Origin of the sequence: Vibrio sp. 1-Bac 57 (assembly GCF_037546855.1) — a bacterium.
GTDB lineage: Bacteria > Pseudomonadota > Gammaproteobacteria > Enterobacterales > Psychromonadaceae > Psychromonas.
This window is the reverse complement of the sequence record NZ_JALAAC010000027.1, coordinates 27,446-47,471: the sequence shown is the minus strand read 5'-3', so window position 1 is coordinate 47,471 and position 20,026 is coordinate 27,446. Positions and strand designations below refer to the sequence as shown.

Annotated in this window: 14 protein-coding genes and 2 pseudogenes; 3 read left to right on the top strand and 13 right to left on the bottom strand. The window is 37.9% G+C overall.

The features are described 5' to 3' along the window. Nucleotides 1–19: 19 nt before the first annotated feature. Complete coding sequence (locus MT391_RS15555) at nucleotides 20–2,200, bottom strand: TonB-dependent receptor (RefSeq protein WP_499498867.1); 2,181 nt, start codon at nucleotides 2,198–2,200, stop codon at nucleotides 20–22. Between the two features lie 82 nt (nucleotides 2,201–2,282). Then, entirely contained in the window at nucleotides 2,283–3,491 is a 1,209-nt protein-coding gene (locus MT391_RS15550; protein WP_499498866.1) for an MFS transporter, read from the bottom strand. 209 nt (nucleotides 3,492–3,700) lie between these two features. Between MT391_RS15550 and MT391_RS15545 the strand changes: the two genes are divergently transcribed. Beyond that, complete coding sequence (locus MT391_RS15545) at nucleotides 3,701–5,980, top strand: TonB-dependent receptor (protein WP_499498864.1); 2,280 nt, start codon at nucleotides 3,701–3,703, stop codon at nucleotides 5,978–5,980. A 174-nt stretch (nucleotides 5,981–6,154) separates the two neighbouring features. On the opposite strand, the pseudogene MT391_RS15540 reads toward MT391_RS15545, so the two are convergent. From MT391_RS15540 to MT391_RS15505, 8 genes and pseudogenes are all read right to left on the bottom strand, one after another. Then, nucleotides 6,155–6,601: pseudogene (locus tag MT391_RS15540) on the bottom strand (transposase domain-containing protein); the annotation flags it as partial. A 165-nt stretch (nucleotides 6,602–6,766) separates the two neighbouring features. Next, on the bottom strand, nucleotides 6,767–7,423 hold the full coding sequence (locus MT391_RS15535; protein WP_028868880.1) for a Qnr family pentapeptide repeat protein: 657 nt from the start codon (nucleotides 7,421–7,423) through the stop codon (nucleotides 6,767–6,769). 571 nt (nucleotides 7,424–7,994) lie between these two features. Then, nucleotides 7,995–8,270 carry a helix-turn-helix domain-containing protein gene (locus tag MT391_RS15530; protein ID WP_028868879.1) on the bottom strand — a complete coding sequence of 92 codons (276 nt, stop codon included), beginning with the start codon at nucleotides 8,268–8,270 and terminating at the stop codon, nucleotides 7,995–7,997. Continuing rightward, entirely contained in the window at nucleotides 8,270–8,587 is a 318-nt protein-coding gene (locus tag MT391_RS15525) for a type II toxin-antitoxin system RelE/ParE family toxin (RefSeq protein WP_028868878.1), read from the bottom strand. The genes MT391_RS15530 and MT391_RS15525 overlap by 1 nt, the downstream gene beginning before the upstream one ends. A 191-nt stretch (nucleotides 8,588–8,778) precedes the next feature. Continuing rightward, on the bottom strand, nucleotides 8,779–9,090 hold the full coding sequence (locus MT391_RS15520; protein ID WP_028868877.1) for a hypothetical protein: 312 nt from the start codon (nucleotides 9,088–9,090) through the stop codon (nucleotides 8,779–8,781). A 706-nt stretch (nucleotides 9,091–9,796) separates the two neighbouring features. Further along, complete coding sequence (locus tag MT391_RS15515; protein ID WP_028868814.1) at nucleotides 9,797–10,813, bottom strand: IS110 family RNA-guided transposase; 1,017 nt, start codon at nucleotides 10,811–10,813, stop codon at nucleotides 9,797–9,799. Between the two features lie 286 nt (nucleotides 10,814–11,099). Continuing rightward, nucleotides 11,100–12,530, bottom strand: coding sequence for an IS1182 family transposase (locus tag MT391_RS15510; RefSeq protein WP_028868813.1), 1,431 nt, complete (start codon nucleotides 12,528–12,530; stop codon nucleotides 11,100–11,102). A 274-nt stretch (nucleotides 12,531–12,804) separates the two neighbouring features. Beyond that, nucleotides 12,805–13,098, bottom strand: a complete 294-nt coding sequence (locus MT391_RS15505) for an antitoxin Xre/MbcA/ParS toxin-binding domain-containing protein (protein ID WP_028868812.1) — start codon at nucleotides 13,096–13,098, stop codon at nucleotides 12,805–12,807. A 1,811-nt stretch (nucleotides 13,099–14,909) separates the two neighbouring features. Here MT391_RS15505 and MT391_RS15500 point away from each other — a divergent pair. Next, the gene (locus MT391_RS15500) at nucleotides 14,910–16,283 is read left to right on the top strand and encodes a hypothetical protein (protein ID WP_499498861.1); all 1,374 of its coding nucleotides are present in this window, start codon (nucleotides 14,910–14,912) and stop codon (nucleotides 16,281–16,283) included. A gap of 489 nt (nucleotides 16,284–16,772) precedes the next feature. Continuing rightward, on the top strand, nucleotides 16,773–18,107 hold the full coding sequence (locus tag MT391_RS15495) for an ATP-binding protein (protein ID WP_028868810.1): 1,335 nt from the start codon (nucleotides 16,773–16,775) through the stop codon (nucleotides 18,105–18,107). Nucleotides 18,108–18,472: 365 nt separating this feature from the next. Here the strand turns inward: MT391_RS15495 and MT391_RS15490 are convergent. The 3 genes and pseudogenes from MT391_RS15490 to MT391_RS15480 form a co-directional block, all read right to left on the bottom strand. Beyond that, nucleotides 18,473–19,022 (bottom strand): annotated as a pseudogene (locus tag MT391_RS15490) (IS6 family transposase). Nucleotides 19,023–19,234: 212 nt separating this feature from the next. Further along, nucleotides 19,235–19,738, bottom strand: coding sequence for a GNAT family N-acetyltransferase (locus MT391_RS15485; RefSeq protein ID WP_028868809.1), 504 nt, complete (start codon nucleotides 19,736–19,738; stop codon nucleotides 19,235–19,237). After that, nucleotides 19,738–20,010 carry a type II toxin-antitoxin system TacA family antitoxin gene (locus MT391_RS15480; RefSeq protein ID WP_028868808.1) on the bottom strand — a complete coding sequence of 91 codons (273 nt, stop codon included), beginning with the start codon at nucleotides 20,008–20,010 and terminating at the stop codon, nucleotides 19,738–19,740. Before MT391_RS15480 ends, MT391_RS15485 begins: the two co-directional genes overlap by 1 nt. Nucleotides 20,011–20,026: the final 16 nt, after the last annotated feature.

Here is a 20,026-nt window from a genome sequence, read left to right as displayed (position 1 = left end):
GTTAACAAAATATTAGACATTAAAATTTCACGCTATAGTTGGCAGAATATGTGCGACCTTGGCCTTCAAAGTTAAATAAGTTTGAATTAACTGAACCACCATAATAATAAGTCGCTCGTTGTGACCACAATGTTTGATATTCAGAGTTTAATAAATTAGTGATACCTAAACTAAGACTACCAACAGGTAGTCGAATACCAGTTAACAAGTCAACAGTGTTATAACCTTCCAATTTATTATCATCGCCATCTTTATAATCAAGCATTTGGGTTGTTTGAAGGCGTGTATTAAATTGCTCTTTTTGCCAAGCAATATAAGCAGTTAATTTTGAAGGGCTAGCTGCAGTGGCTTCTAAATTTTTCCATTCCCCACCTGATTTACTTTCACTTACGATATAACTGAAATTACCACCAATAAGCAACTCATCGCTTAAGTAATAATCAAGTTGAGTCTCTAAACCATAAATGCGTACTTTATCGTCGACCATATCAATGGAGTAATCATCCTGAACTTCTATTTTTTTATCAGACAATGAATAATATGCAGTTAATTGAGTAGATACATTTTCATTATTTAAACGCCAACCTAACTCTGCTGAATTTGTTTTAATACCTTCCAACGGGTTATCGGACACATTAACACTACTCGCCACCGAGCCATCAGCATTATACGTACCAGAGCCATAGTACTTAGTACTGTCCGGAACATCAAAGCCTTGAGAAAAGTTAAGCCAAACTTGTTGTTGATCAGTTAATTTATACAAGATACCCGCATTAAATAAGGCATTGCCGTAATTATTACTTCCACCTTCGATCGCATCATAATTAGTTGGGTCACCTGCTAACATGGCATATTGCTGATCTTTATCAACAAAGTCTCCCACCTTGGTGTGCGTATATTGATAACGAGCCCCTGCATTAACACTCAATGCATCATTAATTTCATACTCTGCCTGTAGAAAAGCAGCTAAATAAGCAGTTTCAAGGTCAGGATAACGACCAGTTGAACCAACGGGTTCCATGACAAGACCATTTGAAAGAGCCGCAATGGTTGTATTGTAATAGGTTTGTGTCGCATCAAATTTTTCAAGTTCAGCATCAGCACCATAAACTAAGTTCAAACTATCTGTTGGTTGCGCTGTAAATACTAACTTAGAACCAATCACTGTTGTATTTTGTTCAGAGGCACTTAATGTTCCTGCATAAAAAGGGTTAAACCGTAATGATTCATAACGGGTAAAAAATTGCAGGTTCATGGTTTGATTATAAAAATCACTATCAATATAATTTGCAGCTAACATGTATCTAGTCGTTTTAGCTTGGTCATTATTAGAATAACCTTCCACCATATTGATTTCATCATTATTAAAATAATTACCATAAGATGCACCATAATCGATACCGTAATCACTATCTTGGCCACTATCATAAAACTGTGCTGTGAATTCAATACGTTTCGTATCTGTGATGTCATAACCAAGGCTTCCCATCACATCTAATTGAGAAACATATTGAGAACTAGTTTGCGTCGCATCTTGTATAACCATGTCGCCATTTGAGTCGTACGTCCCACCAGTTTGATCGTATGAAATAGCTAAACGTGCATCTAATTTATCTTTATTAACAGAAATCGATTGTGCAACTTGATACTGTAAATCTTCACTATTATTAAACCCCGATTGAGCACCAACCCATGTTTCTGTGTGAACGCCATCTCCATCCTCATTACCTTTTTTAGTAATAATATTAATAATACCACCTGTGCTTCCACCACCATACATAGCTGATGCACCAGATATGACTTCGATTCGAGCGATGTTGAATGGATTGATAGAATCAAACTGACGACTCACAGAGCGAGTTGAATTTAATGAAATACCATCGATCATTACTAAGGCAGAACGACCTCGCATATTTTGTCCTGCATTTGAACGAGACTGACTCCCAACATCGATGCTTGGAATTAAGTTAGCAAGAATATCTTTAAACTCAACTCCTGACTGAGCTTGTTCTGCAATTTGTTCTTCTTCAATCACTAAAACTGTTGCGGCAATATCACTAATACTTTGCGGTGTTCTATTTGCAGTGACTACCATTCCATATTCCTCATCTGCTGCTTGTGATTGTAATGGCACACCTAACATTGCGATGATAATAGGGTTTAACATAAATCTAATTTTATTTGATTTAGTCTGTTTCATAGATAATTCCGTTTAATAAAAGTAAATGTAATAATTCAAAGTAGTAGAAAGTAAGGCTCTACCCGTTATGTTTTTTCCAATCTTAATTAAGCTTTTTAGTAAGCAATACCTGATCATCTAGTTTTTCATCTTGGAAACTGATCATTCCCCAAGAGAATAAAATCATCAGCATCAAGAAAAGAAAGCTAAACAATAAAATTTGTTCGCTTAATACAAACAATAAGCCGCCCATCAATGCACCCAATACACTCCCTAAAGTATGTCCTTGAGATATTGCAGCAGAAGTACGCCCTTTGTTATTGTGGCTTGCATGTAGTGCTAATGATGTATACCAAGTAGGAGCCATTGATAAAGATGAACTAATTAATACAACGGCTAAAATAAGATATTCTTGAACCATAAATAAAATACTGCCGATGATAAGACTAGATGCGATGACGGTTAAAAATAATTTAGGATATCGGCTAAGGGGGCGATATAAAATAAACAAGGAGATTAATGCACTAACACTTGCAGCAAATAATAGAGTTGCAGTCATCTCACTGACTAATTGAATATTTTCAAATCTAGCTAATAACAACGGACCTAGACTAAATTGTAACTGTGATGAAAATAGAGAGATTAAGACACCTGCAATACATGTTGCGATCAATAATGGATTACTAAATAAAGTAAATTTGTCTTCTATTACCCGACTTTTAGGTGAAGTTGGAGGATTAATATAGCCCATAGACGTTTCATTGTGGTGCCAGGCAAGGAGCAAAGAAAAGAATGTAATAATGGCAATAAACCAGAGGCTAAAATAATTAATGTTAAGAGGAATGAAAGTTAAAAGTGGTGCAGTTAATCGACCTGTATTGGTAGCAATACTCGTCCACACCAACTTATCGCCTTTGTGATCATTCTTAGAAAGGGTTAATTGTGCGGTTGGGATAAGTGCACTACAAAAAACACCATGTATTACTCGACTAAAACATAATGCGGTGACAAGAGATAAGCCTTGAAGATGAGAAAAATCTAATAATAAAATAAAACTTATTTGTGAAATTAAGAAACCTAATAATGCCCAACGAATAACAGAAATTAGAGGTTGATGTTTAGACACTTTTAAATCTATTCTCTTTCCCCAATAACCAGAAAAACACATAAAAACAAATGTGCCTAGAGATAAGGGTAATGCTAATTCTAGCGCAGTCAGTTCGCCTTGTAACATCATCTCAGGAACTAAAATTAAAGTTGCTCCTTGCAACGATCCTAATACCCAACAAGATAAAACCACCATTGCTTGCATTTTATTCCTTTAACACACAAATCTAAATAACAACCACTATCAATTAACCCCAATGTTAATAGAACTGATAATCATTGTCATTAGTTTTATTTAAGAATATAATACTGATAATCATTATCGTTTGGCGCATTCAACTAACAATACACCGGATGTACAACTAAATTAGCCAAAGATAAATTATACGGCTACCTAACTACAGTGAAGTAAATATGAAAAATAACCATCAACTTGCCATATCCTTTATTATCCTTTGTATGACTCAGCAATCATATGCTGATACCAATACTATTGATGAACCCGCTACAGGATCATCTCGTAAGAATACAACGCTAGATACTGTTTTGGTCAAAGCTAGTGCAAAAACAGGTACTGTATTAGCACAAAAAATTAGTGAAATGCCTTCTGTTACGCAAGTAATAACTGAAGATGAGTTGCAAATGCAAGCAACGGGCGACCGTACGGTTGGAGATATATTAGCCCAACTGATCCCTAGTTTAGGAGCAAGTAGTGGATCAACAAGTAATTATGGAACGACGATGCATGGTCGGCCAGTACAATATCTTCTCAATGGCGTACCTTTGAGCAGTTCTCGTAGTTTATCTCGAGAGCTTAATAGTATTGATCCTGAACAACTTGAGCGTGTTGAAGTCATTTCTGGTGCGACAAGTATCTATGGTGCCGGTGCATCAGGAGGTCTCATTAACCTTGTTACTAAATCATTCAATAATTATGGCTCATTTATGGAAACCAGAGTTGGTACCAGTAGCAATCGAGAATTTAACTCAGAATCTCTAGGTTATCATGTAGGCCAAACTTTAGGTTATGGCGGAGAAGTATGGTACGGACGCTTAGATATTGATTATGACAGTAAAGGAGGTAAGTTCGATAGTGATGGTGATCGTATAAGTCCAGATGTAAACCAAACGGATCAACAGGATACTAACTCTTTAAGCCTTAATGGCAGTATAGGAGTTAACTTAACAGATAGTCAGACCATTAACTTAGCAGTGACTTATTATAATGATCAACAAGATACCGACTATGGTCCAGATTATGGTGATAATTTAGCCGTATTATATGGTGTAGCTCCTTCTTTAGATGCGATTGATGGAGCGACCATAGAAAATGAACCTCAAACAACGAAGGTATCTGTCAACTTAAATTATAATCATGATGACTTTATAGGTTCAAACTTAAGTGTTACTGGATACTATAGAAATGAAAAAGATCGGTTTTATCCTTCAGTTAAAACAGTAATAGGACAAGATGGTTATGCAGCCTACAGCTCAGGTAACCCATATTTCATTACACAATCAGAAGCTCAAGTCGAAGTTATTGGCGTACGAGCAGTGATGCAAACAGAAACAGACCTTGGAGGCCGAGAAATACTACTGAGCTACGGTGCTGATTTTGAAAGAGAGAAAAGCGAACAAATATATTATGGCCAAGACTTTGGTGATTTTTTTGCTAGCAATGGATTGAGCTCTCAATCAAATGGACTCTCATATAATGGAGGACCTGTAACTACCACCGATAAATTAGGGGTTTTTATTAATGGCGATATAGATTTAACAGATAAATGGCATACAAGCGCAGGTGTTCGTTATCAAAACCTTAAAGCTAAAACTGACGCTTTTATTCCTATTTATGAACAAATGCTAGAAGAATATTACGTCAATGACTCTACAACTAATTATGATGCTGGTACGGTAGAAGAAGGAAATACAGAGCATGATAAGTTTCTATTTAATTTAGGCGCTAGTTATCAGATCACTTCAAATGATCAAATTTTTGCTAACTTTTCCCAAGGATTTACAACAGCAGACATACAAAGGGCTTTGCGTGATGTAATGGCAGGATTTGTAGTTAATTCAAATAACGTACAGCCTATTACTACTAATAACTTTGAATTCGGATGGCAAGGTAAACATGGCGCTACTGCAGCAAGATTAAGTAGTTTTTATAATGAATCTGATAAAGTTGTGCGCTTTACTAATAGCTATACAGTAGAGGTTATCGATACAGATGAACGAATTTATGGATTAGAAGGATCAATTACACACAATCTTACTGATCAATGGCAGATTGGCGGGACAGCGGCTTATACTCGAGGTCAGTATTATAATGATGGAGATTGGTTAGAGCTTTCAGCAGTGCGACTAACACCACTCAAAGGCACTGCATTTGCTCAATATTTCTTTAATGGAGGTAGCAATATACGCTTACAAGCATTGGCAATTGCAGGTGATGACAGGGCCTTTAAAGATCAACAAAAAGACCCTGGCTCGAGTGCATTACCAGTTACTGGTTATATGACTTTAGATTTATTAGGTCAAGTGAAACTACCTGTAGGGCGAGTATCATACGGTATTTATAATTTACTTAATAAAGATTATTTAACCGTCTATCATCAGACAACTTACGCAGATATGAACCGTTTACCTGCCTCAGGAACCACACTAGGATTGAGCTATGCTTTAAATTATTAATTTAAACTCGTCACACTATCATCTAATCGTGTGACGAGTTACTTACCTAAGTTTATAATTCTCATTTTAGGATAAACTCCATTTCTATTCCCGCATAAAATATTTCTTTATTTCAATATTAATCAGTTATTGTTTAATTTAAATTGAGTTTTTAGTGTGTAGCAGCTAAGTGTTTTTGGCGACTGCGGCACTATTTTCTTTTGTGTCTGGTGTACGCCAAACGACACTATCAATGCCGTATAAATTGAGTCCGCACTATTGAGGATGCTCAGCATGTTTATGCCAAGTGGTAGCCGTTTGATTAAATACATCTTTAACGACATTACTCCCTAGCTTTTTGCGGGCTTGTGTTACCGCACTTCTTGCGACGTAGTCGACCTCTTGAGGTAATACGATATCGAGTTTGTTAATAAGCTGACGGACAGACTCAGTTCTAAAAAGTGGCATGCCTACAACAGCCCAGACCATGGCATCCATAGGGAGCTTTCGTTTTCTTAACGTAGCGACGCCATTGGACTGTAGGCAAGATTCAATAATGTCTGGCTCTAAGATATCTGACAAAGAAGAAAATTCGGTAAGACGATTAATCGAAGTGCAAGCGAGTGCCTCTGAAAGTTCCATAAAAAATCCCATGACCTTTTGAGTCATAGGATTTTGATCTTCTTCAGCTAAAAATCAACTAATTTTTCTTAACTGATCGGCATTAACCACTTAGGTAGCTTTTTTTTGTAGCTTTTTTCTTTCGTAAAACGGGTGTTATGGTAAATACATACCATATGGTAATGATTAACTTGGTAAAACAACAACACCGAGAGGCTCTAATAGTTGCTCTTGTTGCCAATCACAAATTTTCACTCCATTTAAATTAACACGGCGGGGATCTAAACCATGTAATTCACAATTACTGAGATCACAATATTGCATATCAAACTGTCCCCAACTATCTGAAGAAAAATCTCCTCGACTTAAATCAGATCCCTTAAAAGAAGTATTTCGTAAATTTGCTCCTACCCAACGATTTTCAAATAAATCACACTTTTCAATGCATTGCTTTTCAAAATTTGTATAAGACAAATTACAACCAGTGATATATACAGAGCAAAAGTAACTTTTGTGGGAAATTTGGTTTATAAAGCTGGTTCTTATAAAGCTTGCCCCTTGTAAATCACACTCTCTAAATTCGCACCCAAAACCATTAGCTCCTTGAAAATTAGCCATTCCTAACCTGCATTCTTTGAAAGAAGCATCACGTAAATCAGCATAGTCAAATTGACACCCTGTATTTTCTCCGGCTTCGATAAATTTACAATTTATAAATTGTGCATCTCTTAAGTCTGCATGGCTAAAATTACAAAGGTAAAATTGACAGTTTTCAAAAATAGCTTCTTGAAATGATTGTTGTGAAAAGTCCTGCTCTCTAAAAGATTTATTTTCCTGTTTCATAACATTCTCCGAATTAATAATAGCCCCAGATTACACAACTAAACATATTAAATGAAATTTATTAACCCCTTTAAAATCAACAGATTAAAAACCACTTAAATCGCGATTATAAGGCACTAAAATCGCATTCTAAGAGTTGTTTTATGAGTCGAGCGAAAGAGTGGTTAGGGAAAAAACTTTCAATCAATACAATTACAGATAATTAATTTTTTTTATTGCTTGATTATTGAACTGTTTTTACTTTTAGTTGAGGTGATAAATCCAAAAATAAAATTTTAAGTCAATTTATGGAATGTTAGGTTAATAAAGTAAGAGGTGCACAAAATGACGCTTATGTTAAATAGCCGGTATTAACTTCAAAGTTGTCCCTGAAAATCGATTTTTGAGACGTTTAAAAAACCTCCCCTTAGATTGTCTTTCTATTATTAAAACAACTCAGATCGCAGCTATGGAGTGATTTGTAAATTAAGTTGGAGGAAATCAAAACTACTAGTTACACTGTAACTTTAGAACTGTAAAAAAGAAAAGGCCACCGATTAGTAGCCTTTAAACACATGAAATGTATTAATAATTAAGCGTGCTTAAAGCCTAGGTTTAATTTAAACCCACATGCTTGAGCATAACTAACTAATGTTTTGAGGCTTGGGTTTGATCTCCCTGACTCCAAACGAGAAATATTAGGAGACTTAGTTCCCATCTTTTCTGCAACCTGGTCTTGAGTTAATCCTGATTGTTCTCTCATTGTAATAAGAGAGCTAATAAGCTCAAATTCAGCTCCAAGATCATCATAAGCTTCTTTTACTTCTAGGTTCTGAAATGCTTTCTGTTTTAATTTAGATAAACTCATTACTTTACCTCCTTCATTCTATTGCGTGCTAACTCAATTTCTTTTTTGGGCGTCTTATTTGATTTTTTAACAAAAGCTCTTAACACGAGAATGTGTTTTCCTTTTAAATAACAAAACAATCCACGACCAATACCTTCTTGACCTTTCGCTCTTATTTCAAAAAGACCATCTCCCATAGAGTCAGTATGAGGAGGCCCTAAATTTGCACCATGCAACTCTATTAATTCAAGTAACTTAATCATTCGAGCTTGAATCTTAGGCGGCATAGATAATATGTCATCTTCTACACCTGTGTAAAAATCAACTTTCCAAACCATTTAATAAACACCTATCATATATGATAGGTTATTTTACCATAAATATTTTAAAAAACAGATTTACTTTACTAGAAAAGTTACAGTGTAATCATTTGGAAGGAATAAAAAAGCCACCGATTGGCAGCCTTTTAGAATGTCGTTTAGGGGTCTTATGGTAAATAAAGCACCATAGTCCCTTGTATGGCTATATATTATGAATGTAAGCCCCAATCTCGAGCAACAAACCAATTTGTTTTCCAAGTTACAAACTCACTAGGTTGAAAACTACCTGCCTGCACTTCAATACTTACAACTTGCTCAGGTAAAAGACCTAGAACATGTTTTTTTTGATCACTTTCGTAATCCCACATATGAAAACGGTCAGATTTATTATGAGCTCGTCGACAGGGGCCAAAGTCCATTGGCGCACACAAGCGTATTAGATTTCTTCCATCTTCCTTAGAATAAAACGTAACTTTAATTTTATTCTTGGAATGAATAGCATTTATAAAACTTTCTTGCATAACATACTCCTTCGGGTCGATAAAACAGATAGCTAACAGCTTTATATACAAAATATTTCGCACTTGTTCTGTTGCATATGCTACCAATAAAATATCACGGAAACGTTCGTAAAAACCAACTTAATGTTATGGACTATTTATAGCAAAACTTTGAATTGGAAAACTGTTAGTGAAAGTCTCATGCACAAAATGACTATTATGGTAAATAGCCATTTTTCATAGTAAAAATAGCGGTCCATTATAAAATAATCACAAAACACCTAAAACAAACCGTAAACCTTTAAAATAAGCTTTAAAAGCAAAAACTTAAAATAATCATAACAAGGTGATTAATTTATGATTTATATCATATTCTCATTTCGCTTCTTTTCCAAGACCAAATACCTAAATGCTCATGTTGTCTCTATTATTAATTTTATTCTGCGGGTGAGTTAATTAGGGTCGCTGTAAGTCGGCTTGGGGGCGAATTGTATGGTCCGCCTCGATATTGCAAGTAATAATATCGATAACGTAGTTGGTTTGCGCTAATGTATTCGGAGTCTTTGCAGGCTGCCAATAAATTAGCCCCAGCTCCACGATGAGATCCGCGCTAGATTGTCCTCAAAAGCGACTAAGCATACTTTAATAAGGTGCTGTTTCGCCCCACAGGTCTTCAATCCAGTGGTCTAACCGTTTTATCATCTTTATCATCATTTGCAAATCCTGGTTACACTCTAACTTCAAATGCTTGTTTACTTGAAAGTACTGCCCATGCTATGCGTGCAAGTTTATTTGCCAGTGCAACGACTACAACATTAAATGGTTTTCGTGATAATAACTCGAATAGCCAATTGCCAAATACAGCTACTGCTTTTTCTGGCCTGACTAGTACTGCTCTGGCTCCATGAATAAATAGCTCTCGTAATCCCTTGTTCCCTCGTTTACTTATACCGAGCAATGTTGTTTTTCCGCCTGTTGAAAATTGCCGTGGAACTAATCCTACCCAAGCAGCTAAATGCCTCCCATTTTTGAAATCGGAAGCATTACTGATATCAGACATACAACGACTTGCTGTGAGTGTTCCGACTCCTGGGATAGTTTTGAGTAGTTGGGCTAATTCATCATTTTCCACTAATTGTTTAAGTTTTTTATCTTGCAGTGAAATAAGCTCATTAAGTTTCAAATAAAAGCCATGGTGCTCTCTTAACTCTCGAAGAAGCATTGGTGGTATTGGTTCGCCATATTCAGCCAACCATTGAAATAAACTCTTCATTTTGGAGTGAGATCTAGGAAAGCTCATACCAAACTCTAGTAAAACAGAGCCTATACGAGACATACAAGCGGTTCTGTCCTTCAGGTAACTTGAACGTATTCGTTGGATAACAGATATAACTTGAGATGCCTCAGTTTTCACACTAACAAAACGCATTGAAGGGCGAGAAGCTGCTTCAGCGATAGCATCAGCATCTATGAAGTCATTTTTATTCGTTTTAACATATGGTTTAACGTATTGGGGAGGGATAAGTTTTGTTGAATGGCCAAATGCTTGGCACTTTCTCGCCAACCAATGTGCTCCTCCGCACGACTCCATTGCAACGGTTGTTGTAGTTAATGTAGATAGGTAATGAATTAGTTTTGAACGGCTTAGCTTCTTACGACAAACTTCTTTTCCTGATGCGTCGTGGCCAACAAGATGAAAAGTAGATTTACCTATATCAATTCCTAAAATATTAATATCAGACATGATGATTCTCCTCTTGAGTAATTTGCCCTAAGTTTAGACTAGGGTGAGGCGGACCATCTTATTAGCGACTTGCCAGTAATGTCCGCTTTGTCGGCAGGCCGTGTAAAAACTCGGAATTCAACCGTCAACCTTTGTTGTGTGAGAGGCTCAACGTTCCAAATCAACTTTGTCCTTAATTATTATCATTAGGGCGGTATACCCTTTTTGCACTGTTATAGTCAGCCAATAATGATGAACGTGACGTTTTGAGGCTATTTTATAGCTCGAGTTTAGGATATGTGCCTCCTTATTGCCTGATAGCTGCCATTAACCCAGTCGTTCCCATTATGTTCATCATTCGTTTCATGTTGTAAGCCAGCACATGCAGGCTCATTTCGATACTCACATTCTTTTTGCGCTTCATTAAGAAGTGCGTCGCGCCCATCCACATCTTAATCGTACCAAACGGATGCTCCACGGTTTGTCTTCTTAGCACCGATATCTCGGGATTATCATCGAGCCGCTGTTGCATCGCATCTATCTCTTCTTCGTGAATCCAGCGTCTCATTTTCCTTGCCTCTTTCGCTGATTTCGTGCATTTATCTCTGATATTACAATCTCGGCAAGCATAAAAATTAACGTAAACCTTTTGCTCAAGACCGCGTTCAGTTACGTTACGTCGATGCGATAATTCCTCACCCGCGGGGCAAATATAAAGGTCTTTGTCTTTATCGTATTTAAACAGCGACTTATTGAATATGCCTTTCTTTTCTGAGCCAGAGGTATCAGTTTGTGGCACATTTGCTGTCATGCCTAAGTCTTGTGTGGCTTTAATATCGTTGCGACTAAAGTAGCCCTTGTCGGCGATGATGGTGATGTCTTGTTTGCCTAGTGTTTTTTGGACTTGCTCTGCCACTAAGGTAAGCTGTCCTTTATCTGTTGTCATAGTAACATCGTGTTCAACAATCAAGTGATGCTTACTATCCACCGCGCTTTGCACGTTATAACATACCTGCCTTTCCCAACTTTGCGTTTTCATTAACCTTGCATCAGGGTCGGTTTGTGATACTTGCTTGTCTGGGTGTTCATTCACTTCTTTTTCAATTGCTTTAAGCTCTATTAAACGCGCCTCAAGCCATGCTAATTTCGAAGGTGATACCGTCGTACCGATATCCTTCTCATCCCCATCTTTTGTATCCATTTGGTTTAAGTATTGTTGAATACTCTTTTCTATTCGCTCGATATGCGCTTGAACTTTGGTGGGTGTATAATTTTTAGATTTATTATTAACGGCCTTAAATTTACTGCCATCGATAGCGAACACTGAATCCTCAAACATGTTGAGTTGACGACATAACTCAACAAACTGGCGGCAGACATTTTTAATCCCCTTGCCATTATCTTTCCTAAAGTTGGCGATGGTTTTAAAGTCAGGTCTTAAACGTTCAAGCAACCACATCAATTCAACGTTGCGATGGCTTTCTTTTTCTAAGCGGCGAGATGATTGAATACGATTTAAGTAACCGTAAATATAGAGTTTCAACATGGTGGCAGGATGGTAGCCTGGTCGGCCGGTTAGCTTTGGGTTAACGCTATCAAAACCCAGCGTGAGTAAATCAAGATGGTCGACAAACGTATCGATTACTCGAACTGAATTATCTTGGGTAACAAAGTCATCTATTGCTTCTGGGAAGAGTGTCGATTGGTGTCTTGATTGACCTTTAATATGGTGAGACATATCAGATTTCCTCTGGTTTGGCTTACCACATTATTATACTAAAATTGGCCTCGAAGTTGGATCGCTGGCTAAGATTGTTTGATCATAAGTACCTCGTGCTTAGACCAAAAGGTGATCAATAGTTTTTACACGGCCTGTCGGAACAGCTGACGTTACATACTTCAAAGTAGCACATAATTTCTATGGTGCTATGTGCCCTGAAGCGCCTAGAGGCTAAGTCGCAATGCCCGACATGTGAAGTAGCCGATAAGGTTAGTTAAGTATTTTTCTTATTTTACCGATTTGATTCAAAGTATTTTTTTACTGTCAATAATCCAGCTTCAGTTTTGCATGCATCAATTGGAGTGCAATTAAACGCTTTATTTAGATCATTAAACCAGTGGATCATAAAACTCTTATCACCACCTGATTTTGCGTATAACTGTTTATATATTTCAATAAAATATAAACGCATTTTCTGTGAGTCAAAAATTATTGGGATTTCTTTTTTTGATGGATCTTGAACTAAGGGCAACCATGCGTTGTTAAATGCTTTATCTAAAACATCTATCAGCTTGAATTCCTTCATCACATACCTCAAATTAATTCCATTAAATTATTAGTAAGTATATCGCTAAAAAATATTATTCATTTCACATATCAGAAAGCAGTCACATAGCGATCACACCACTCATTTCGATTGTAAATGACGATGATGTTTCCCATCTTGTATGTGCCCCGTTCCGCCTTATAAGTTTGACTCTAGCCCTCAAAAAAGCACGTTACAAACCTATATATTTGTAACCAAGTTTACTCGGCACACACACCTTTTCTTAGCAATTCTTATTTCATTTAAGAATCCTTAAATGAAATAAGAATTGCTAAGAAAAACTTAAGTCACTAACGGCCCGAAGCGAGGCAGATCATCAACTTATTTAATGTCAGCTCTAGGCTTACAGCTGGCCTTATTAATTTTCAGATCTATCTCGGAAAGGGGCACAACCTTTAATGATGATCTGAAAAAAGCCTCGTGATGAATTCAATCTTATGTTCGTATTGCCCATACCAAATAGAATAAAAAACGATGAGGTTTAATTAATGACTAAATCAAGATCACAAGAGTGACTTAACAAGTACGATGAAAGCGCACCGATGAGCGAAAAAGATAAAGACTGGGATCAAATGCAACCAGTACTATCAAGAAAACCAATCATCAGTTTAAGAGGTACACCGAAGATAGCTATCATAACGCAATAAACTTTTTACCATTGGATTTAAGGTATCCCTCGAAGTATTTAATCAGTCGCTCCTAGCATGACAGCTAAAAATAATTCACGAATACTGCTGCCCTATTGGTGCCTTTATTTTACTTTTTTTTAAGCAAATATAAACAAGCACTTATCACCTTCTCTCACATAGCAGAGACAATACTCACACTAAAAAACCGCTTTTGAGACACATTACCCCCATCAAGAAATTTACAATTAAACCTTAAAAATCAATAGCTTGATAAATAAAATTAACCCCTCTAGACTGAGTGACACTCACTTAACAATCCACTTAATAGAGAGGTTACTCATGACAATATTCACCACGGAGCCAATGCAAACCCCACCAGCGTCACCTCAAAAAAAGAGAAAATTTACTGTTACAACGTCCTTGCTCAGCGACATTGTGCAACTCATTACCACACTCCCAGCCCCCCGCTTTGTGCTCAGTGAGCATGAGCCGAGAGCCCTTTCTTGCGACGTCAAAGAAAAAAACAAACTAGCGCTGCGTTGCACCCAGTGCCAAGCGTTAAGCTCACATTCGGTGTCGACCATTAAAGCGCATGTTAAGGCGGCAACATCACTGGTTTGCCCGCATTGCACTGTCCTGCCACCTCGTCCACTTGATAATGCAGACCTTGAGGCGGTACAAGCCAACGTGCCTCATTTTCACATTGATAACGCCACCTACCAAGGCCAAAGGGTCAGTTGCATTCATACCTGTGTCCGCTGTGGCCAGCGTCATTGGATCACACCTGAATTCGCCGCCAAACACGCCTGTATACGCCAGCGAAACTTCCCTATTCCGAGCATAACCGCCATGCCAACACTGGCTGACTTTGATGCCCTCATCACTGCCCTATCAAACTGGCAGCTCTCACCTACCCCATCACATCAACGATTCAATGCACTCGTGTTTAAACAGCGCTTTTTATCCCCCTTACCCCAGTCAAAATTTATCCTGTGCTGTAAGAGGCACCCAGACAAAGTAAAACAGATCCCACACGCCTCTTTTTTAACCCAAATAACGAGTAATAGTTGTCGTCAATGCGGTGCTGACGCACTGAGAAAATACACGCCAGCTTATCTTGAACGGGCCTTTAAAAAAGCCGGTTATCCCCTTAAGATTGACGTGCTCAAATCAAACTTAACAAGCCGCCAAGACTTCATCCCCAATGGGGCGCTATTGACGCTCTCTTGCCCTAAGCATGGTGCCCTCCCACAAAAGACGGCCTATGCACTGCAAAAATTCTTAGTGAAATATAAAACATCGACCCCATGCTCCGCATGCGATCCGCACTCTGGCACCACCCTCAATGCGTTACGTGTGCGTCAATATTCAGAATCACAGGATCGCTTTAATACGCATGGTGCTTTATATGATCTCGTGGATAGCAATGAAACGATAGAAGCCAACATTGCCGCTCTTATTGCGGCTAAGCAGCCCCCTTATTTTCATCTGTCTATCACATTACGTGTCCGAATGGTGGCTGAGGCGCCACTTTTTACTGATCATCAAGATCATGAATTTACGCTCCTTTATCATCAATTCTGTAATGGCAAACGCGGTTTCATGGCAGCAGGGCATACTTGCTCATGGACAGCGAAGTTCATTGCCTTTTTGAATATCGAGTGGAAGCTAGGTTTAGAAGCAGAGAAAACCTTTAAAGGGCTAAAAAGTGAAAAAGGTTACCTACTTTCTATTGATTTTTATCAGCCCACTTTACAGCGGGCCTATGAAGTGGATGGTAAACAACATATTAGTGAGCACAGTCAAATTCGCGTCAAGAAAGATAGAAAAGCAAAATTTGCAGAGCAGGTTCGCCGTGATGAGGTCGTTGATGAGTACTTTCGAGTACATCCTAAGATGACACTGCTTCGCCTCCCCACCTATCGTATTAGAAACAAAACCATTGAAGCGCTGCGAGTCAAATTACAGTTCGACAATGCGTTAGCGGTATGCCAGGCGATTTACGTTGCGCTGTATCAGCAATCCCCCCCCAACATTAACAAAGCAAGCTTGATGCGCACATCAAGGCAACCATCCCCTGTATCTGATAAGAAGTTAGCCCGCATCAATGCAATTTATGGGGGCGTACTTAAGGCGCATCGCGTCTCTATCAGTGATCAAGTCACACTATCGTGTCAACATGGCCATTATATGCAAGCCACCTCATCAAAATGCACGTACGATGCTAGACACCGTGATGTGACCTCAAGCACACCGTGTTGGGGATGCCAATTTTTAGAGATGATTGCCTCTGCTAAAGCCCGCTTATTGCAACAGGGTTTTTATATCACTAATGAGGCGGATATGCTTTCTCATATAGACAGTAGCCTTGATGCCCCTTTAGCCGCTAGGGTGAAACTATCTAATGTGATAGTGAAAGTGGCGCAAATCAATGGCGAACCGATGCCCACGAAGCGCGATAGCCTCACACTCAAAAAAGTCCTCGATTTTAATCACACGATGGGGTTAATAAGGGCCTACTCAAAAAACACCTAGCATCAACTCCTTGACATCCAATAATGAGTGCCGTCGCGTTAAGATCACCATCGACGTTAAACGCCGGCGCCTCTTAGGCTCACCATCAGCGAGGCGCTGACAACCGTCGCAAACCATTGAGCATTGTTCACCCAATTTATCAGGAGAGAGGCCATATGTAAGAAGATATAAAATATTATTTAAGGCTAAAATTGCGTTAGTACGCTTATTCAGATCCCCAATCAGTTTACTTTTAAACCTATTTATATAGTTTATTTACCATTTAATTATTTTAGATATCTTTAGTGCCATAAAATCATTAAATGAAGAATTTATCAGAAATAGTGACGTTCATTAAAGAAAGCCTAAGTTATGGACTTCCCCCCCTAATTAGCCATATCGTCACCACCCCACAAACCACACTTTAATGCGCTTTATTATGTAAAAACTTGCATTTTTATGCGCTTTAAAGTGTAATTAGTGAGTCGATTGATTAAGTGAGAAATAGAGATGCAGAGATCAAGAGTAGCGAAATTACTAGAATGGAAAGAAAAAAATACCCGAAAGCCGTTACTCATAGATGGAGCTCGGCAAACAGGTAAAACCTACCTTTTACAAAATTTATTCGGAGAACTATTTGATAGTGTCTTACGTGTCGACTTTCTCGAATCTCCAGAAATGGCAGAAGCTTTTGCTGGATCTCTAACACCAGAAGATATTATTTCAAATATTGAACTGATAACAAATAAAACATTTAACCCTATCACCGATTTGCTCATTTTGGATGAAATAGGTGAATGTCAAAAAGCCGTAACCTCACTTAAGTACTTCGCAGAAAAAGCACCGAAGATGTATGTCGCAGCCAGTGGTTCTAACATTGGACTATTAAATTCATTTCCTGTCGGTAAAGTTGAACAACACAAACTACGCCCTCTAACATTCTATGAGTTTTTGCTCGCATCAGGAGAGACTGCATTAATTAAAGCTTTTGAAGCACAAGCTAACTCAGCTGTTGCCCATGCTAAATTATTTGACAAATTAACCGATTATTATTTTACAGGGGGTATGCCTGAAGCCGTTAGTAAATGGTTTGAATTAAAGAATAAAAGCATATTAGAACGTGTTGAAGCGGTAGATAATATCCATGCAAATTTAATTACCGGTTACTTGCGAGATTTCGGTAAATATTCAGGTAAGACGGACGCGGGGTTGATCGAGTCTGTTTTTAGTAATATTCCATCACAGCTTGCCTCTGTGATGGATGAATCAGTAAAACGATTTAAATTTAAAGGCGTACATGAACGTAAATCTCGATACAGTGATTTTGAAAGTGCAATTACTTGGTTAGAAAAATGCCGATTAGTATTGAAAAATCATCCTACAGATGGCGCACCTCGCAGTCCTTTAGCCGCATATAAAAAAGAAAACATCGTGAAACTATTTCTCTTCGACGTAGGGTTATTAAATCACATGTTGGGGGTCGGTTATAAAGAGATTAAACAACAAAAATTTGAATATAAAGGCTACATTGCAGAAAATTTTGTTCAGCAAGAATTCACTGCACACGGAGTAGATCCAACTTTCTCATGGGGGGATGCTAGAGCTGAAATCGAATTTATCGCAACAAATGCCGAAGGGGATATTATCCCGATCGAAGTGAAAAGTGGCAAACGCACTCGCGCTAAATCGCTACAGTCTTATATAACAAAATGCCAACCACATAAAACAATCAAGTTAACAGGCACTCAAGGATCCTCACCAATGGAAACAAAAAATATAGTGCTACCACTTTATTATGCAGAATATGCAGTGAGTAAACACCTAAAGGGGTATTACCTAAAGTAAGTTTTTAAAAAATAAGCATTTATGACTAAAAACTATTGGTATTGTACATAAAGAGCAAAGCTGTTGTGTTGAAAAAATCAAATATTAAAAACTGAATTTATAACTTTTTAAGCTGTTTTAGCATCCCTAAAAATATACTTTCTGAACTATTTTTAGGAAAATTTACTGGTAACCTGGCTTGGATTTCTATAATTATTTGCTCAGTGCTAGCTTTAATCTCACTTAGTATACTTTCGATTTTAGCCGTTTCAAATCCAACTTGCTTTGCTGTTTCAATGAAATGTCGAGGGTAGATTTTATTAACGTGGTACTTTTAGTATTATCAACTTATCTACTTGGATCGACTAAAGGCGATTAAATCAGCCTTAATCTAAATTTGGGACGCAACTAATCCGCTTCCATTCAGAAAATGAGCGATCACGGAATGCTCGATAGTGTTTCGCTTGCATTAAATGACGACCAAAACAAAACAGATTATTTACCATCCTGTGGCAACTTAAAAACCGCTGCGCTTGGCCCTGTGATTTGAATTTCCGCATCTGTCGTTCTTGTTGCAGAGTAGGCTGATGCGAGAGTTCACACCCATTATTATCATACTGAACAGTTGAGTGCTCTACACTTGGTATTAATTCTTTTTTTTGCAGCAGAGTAACTAGCAAGTTTATCCGTCACAACCTTTAACGGCGAACCTCCCTGCCCTTTCAATAGTCGTTTAAAGAAGTGCGTTGCAGCCGCCTTATTCTTTCGTTTCTGAACCAAAATATTTATCTCGTCACCATCTTGATCGACTGCTCGCCAAAGATAATGTAATACGCCATTTATTTTGATGAAAACCTCATCCAAATACCAGGTATCGCCAAGTTTACCGCGATTCTTTTTGAGTTTGTTACAATAGATAGCACCGTATTTTTTCACCACTGCCGGATCATTTCATAAGTGACAACAATTCCTCTCGCTACGAGTAATTATTTAATATCTCGAAAGCTCAATGTAAAAGATGATAAAGCCAGACCGCATGGCTGATTATTTGTGCAGGATAACGATAACCTGCATAGATATTAGAATTTTTCATCAGCAGATTATCGCACAATTGGCTTTAAGGTTGTTAAGATGACAATACCTTAGCACTAACCAAGCGAGATGCTGGCTCTTATATCAGCAATGGTTATAAACAGTTTATTACTTGCATCTTTGAAGGCCGTGAAGCCATATTTTTCATAGAAATGCCCCGCACCATCTTTCGCATCAACAATGACAACGGGAAATGCGACAGTTTCACTGGCGGCTAATAGTTTTCTAAGCGCATCAATTAAAAGCCACTCTCCAAAACCTTTACCGTTGTATCTTTGGTCAACAGCTAATCTAGCGATTAAGCCACCAGACGTTACATTGTAATGTTTTTTTTGCAATTTTTCTGGCAAGCCCTCTGCATCAATAGGCGTCATCGTTAATGTATAATAGCCGATAATATGTTCAGGGCAGTGTTCATCCTCAAGTACAAAAGTACGAGTATTGTCTTTTTTAGCTTGTTGACTTGCCATTATTTTTAGGTAATTGTTTAACGCAGTGATACCACAATCAAAGCGGTTCCGATCGTGCTTAGCTTTTTCTAATTGGACAGTGTTGTTCATTATTGTTTTTTGTCCATGTAGCGTAAGGCAGCTTGTTGTAATTTATTATTTGGTTTTGCGGGTTGATCTAAGGCATTCATCAATGCCGTTGTATCTTTCTGACTTAATTTAAGAGATCTTTCACGTTCCATAATTGTTTTTGCTTTTTCTAAAGCGGCACTAAGTACAAATGAGTTAATACTAGACATGCCAGCAATAGCTGCCGCTTGTGAAAGTAGCTCTTGCGTGTCAGCGTCTACACGAGCAGTAATACGAGGTAGTGCAGTAGCCATAAGAATCTCCAGGTTG

Bases quoted from the DNA above. Each gene is read 5' to 3' on its own strand.
- MT391_RS15510 (WP_028868813.1), bottom strand. From the start codon at position 12,530: ATGTCTCACCATATTAAAGGTCAATCAAGACACCAATCGACACTCTTC.
- MT391_RS15480 (WP_028868808.1), bottom strand. From the start codon at position 20,010: ATGGCTACTGCACTACCTCGTATTACTGCTCGTGTAGACGCTGACACG.
- MT391_RS15515 (WP_028868814.1), bottom strand. From the start codon at position 10,813: ATGTCTGATATTAATATTTTAGGAATTGATATAGGTAAATCTACTTTT.
- MT391_RS15550 (WP_499498866.1), bottom strand. From the start codon at position 3,491: ATGCAAGCAATGGTGGTTTTATCTTGTTGGGTATTAGGATCGTTGCAA.
- MT391_RS15530 (WP_028868879.1), bottom strand. From the start codon at position 8,270: ATGAGTTTATCTAAATTAAAACAGAAAGCATTTCAGAACCTAGAAGTA.
- MT391_RS15525 (WP_028868878.1), bottom strand. From the start codon at position 8,587: ATGGTTTGGAAAGTTGATTTTTACACAGGTGTAGAAGATGACATATTA.
- MT391_RS15485 (WP_028868809.1), bottom strand. From the start codon at position 19,738: ATGAACAACACTGTCCAATTAGAAAAAGCTAAGCACGATCGGAACCGC.
- MT391_RS15555 (WP_499498867.1), bottom strand. From the start codon at position 2,200: ATGAAACAGACTAAATCAAATAAAATTAGATTTATGTTAAACCCTATT.
- MT391_RS15495 (WP_028868810.1), top strand. From the start codon at position 16,773: ATGCAGAGATCAAGAGTAGCGAAATTACTAGAATGGAAAGAAAAAAAT.
- MT391_RS15545 (WP_499498864.1), top strand. From the start codon at position 3,701: ATGAAAAATAACCATCAACTTGCCATATCCTTTATTATCCTTTGTATG.
- MT391_RS15520 (WP_028868877.1), bottom strand. From the start codon at position 9,090: ATGCAAGAAAGTTTTATAAATGCTATTCATTCCAAGAATAAAATTAAA.
- MT391_RS15535 (WP_028868880.1), bottom strand. From the start codon at position 7,423: ATGAAACAGGAAAATAAATCTTTTAGAGAGCAGGACTTTTCACAACAA.
- MT391_RS15505 (WP_028868812.1), bottom strand. From the start codon at position 13,098: ATGAAGGAATTCAAGCTGATAGATGTTTTAGATAAAGCATTTAACAAC.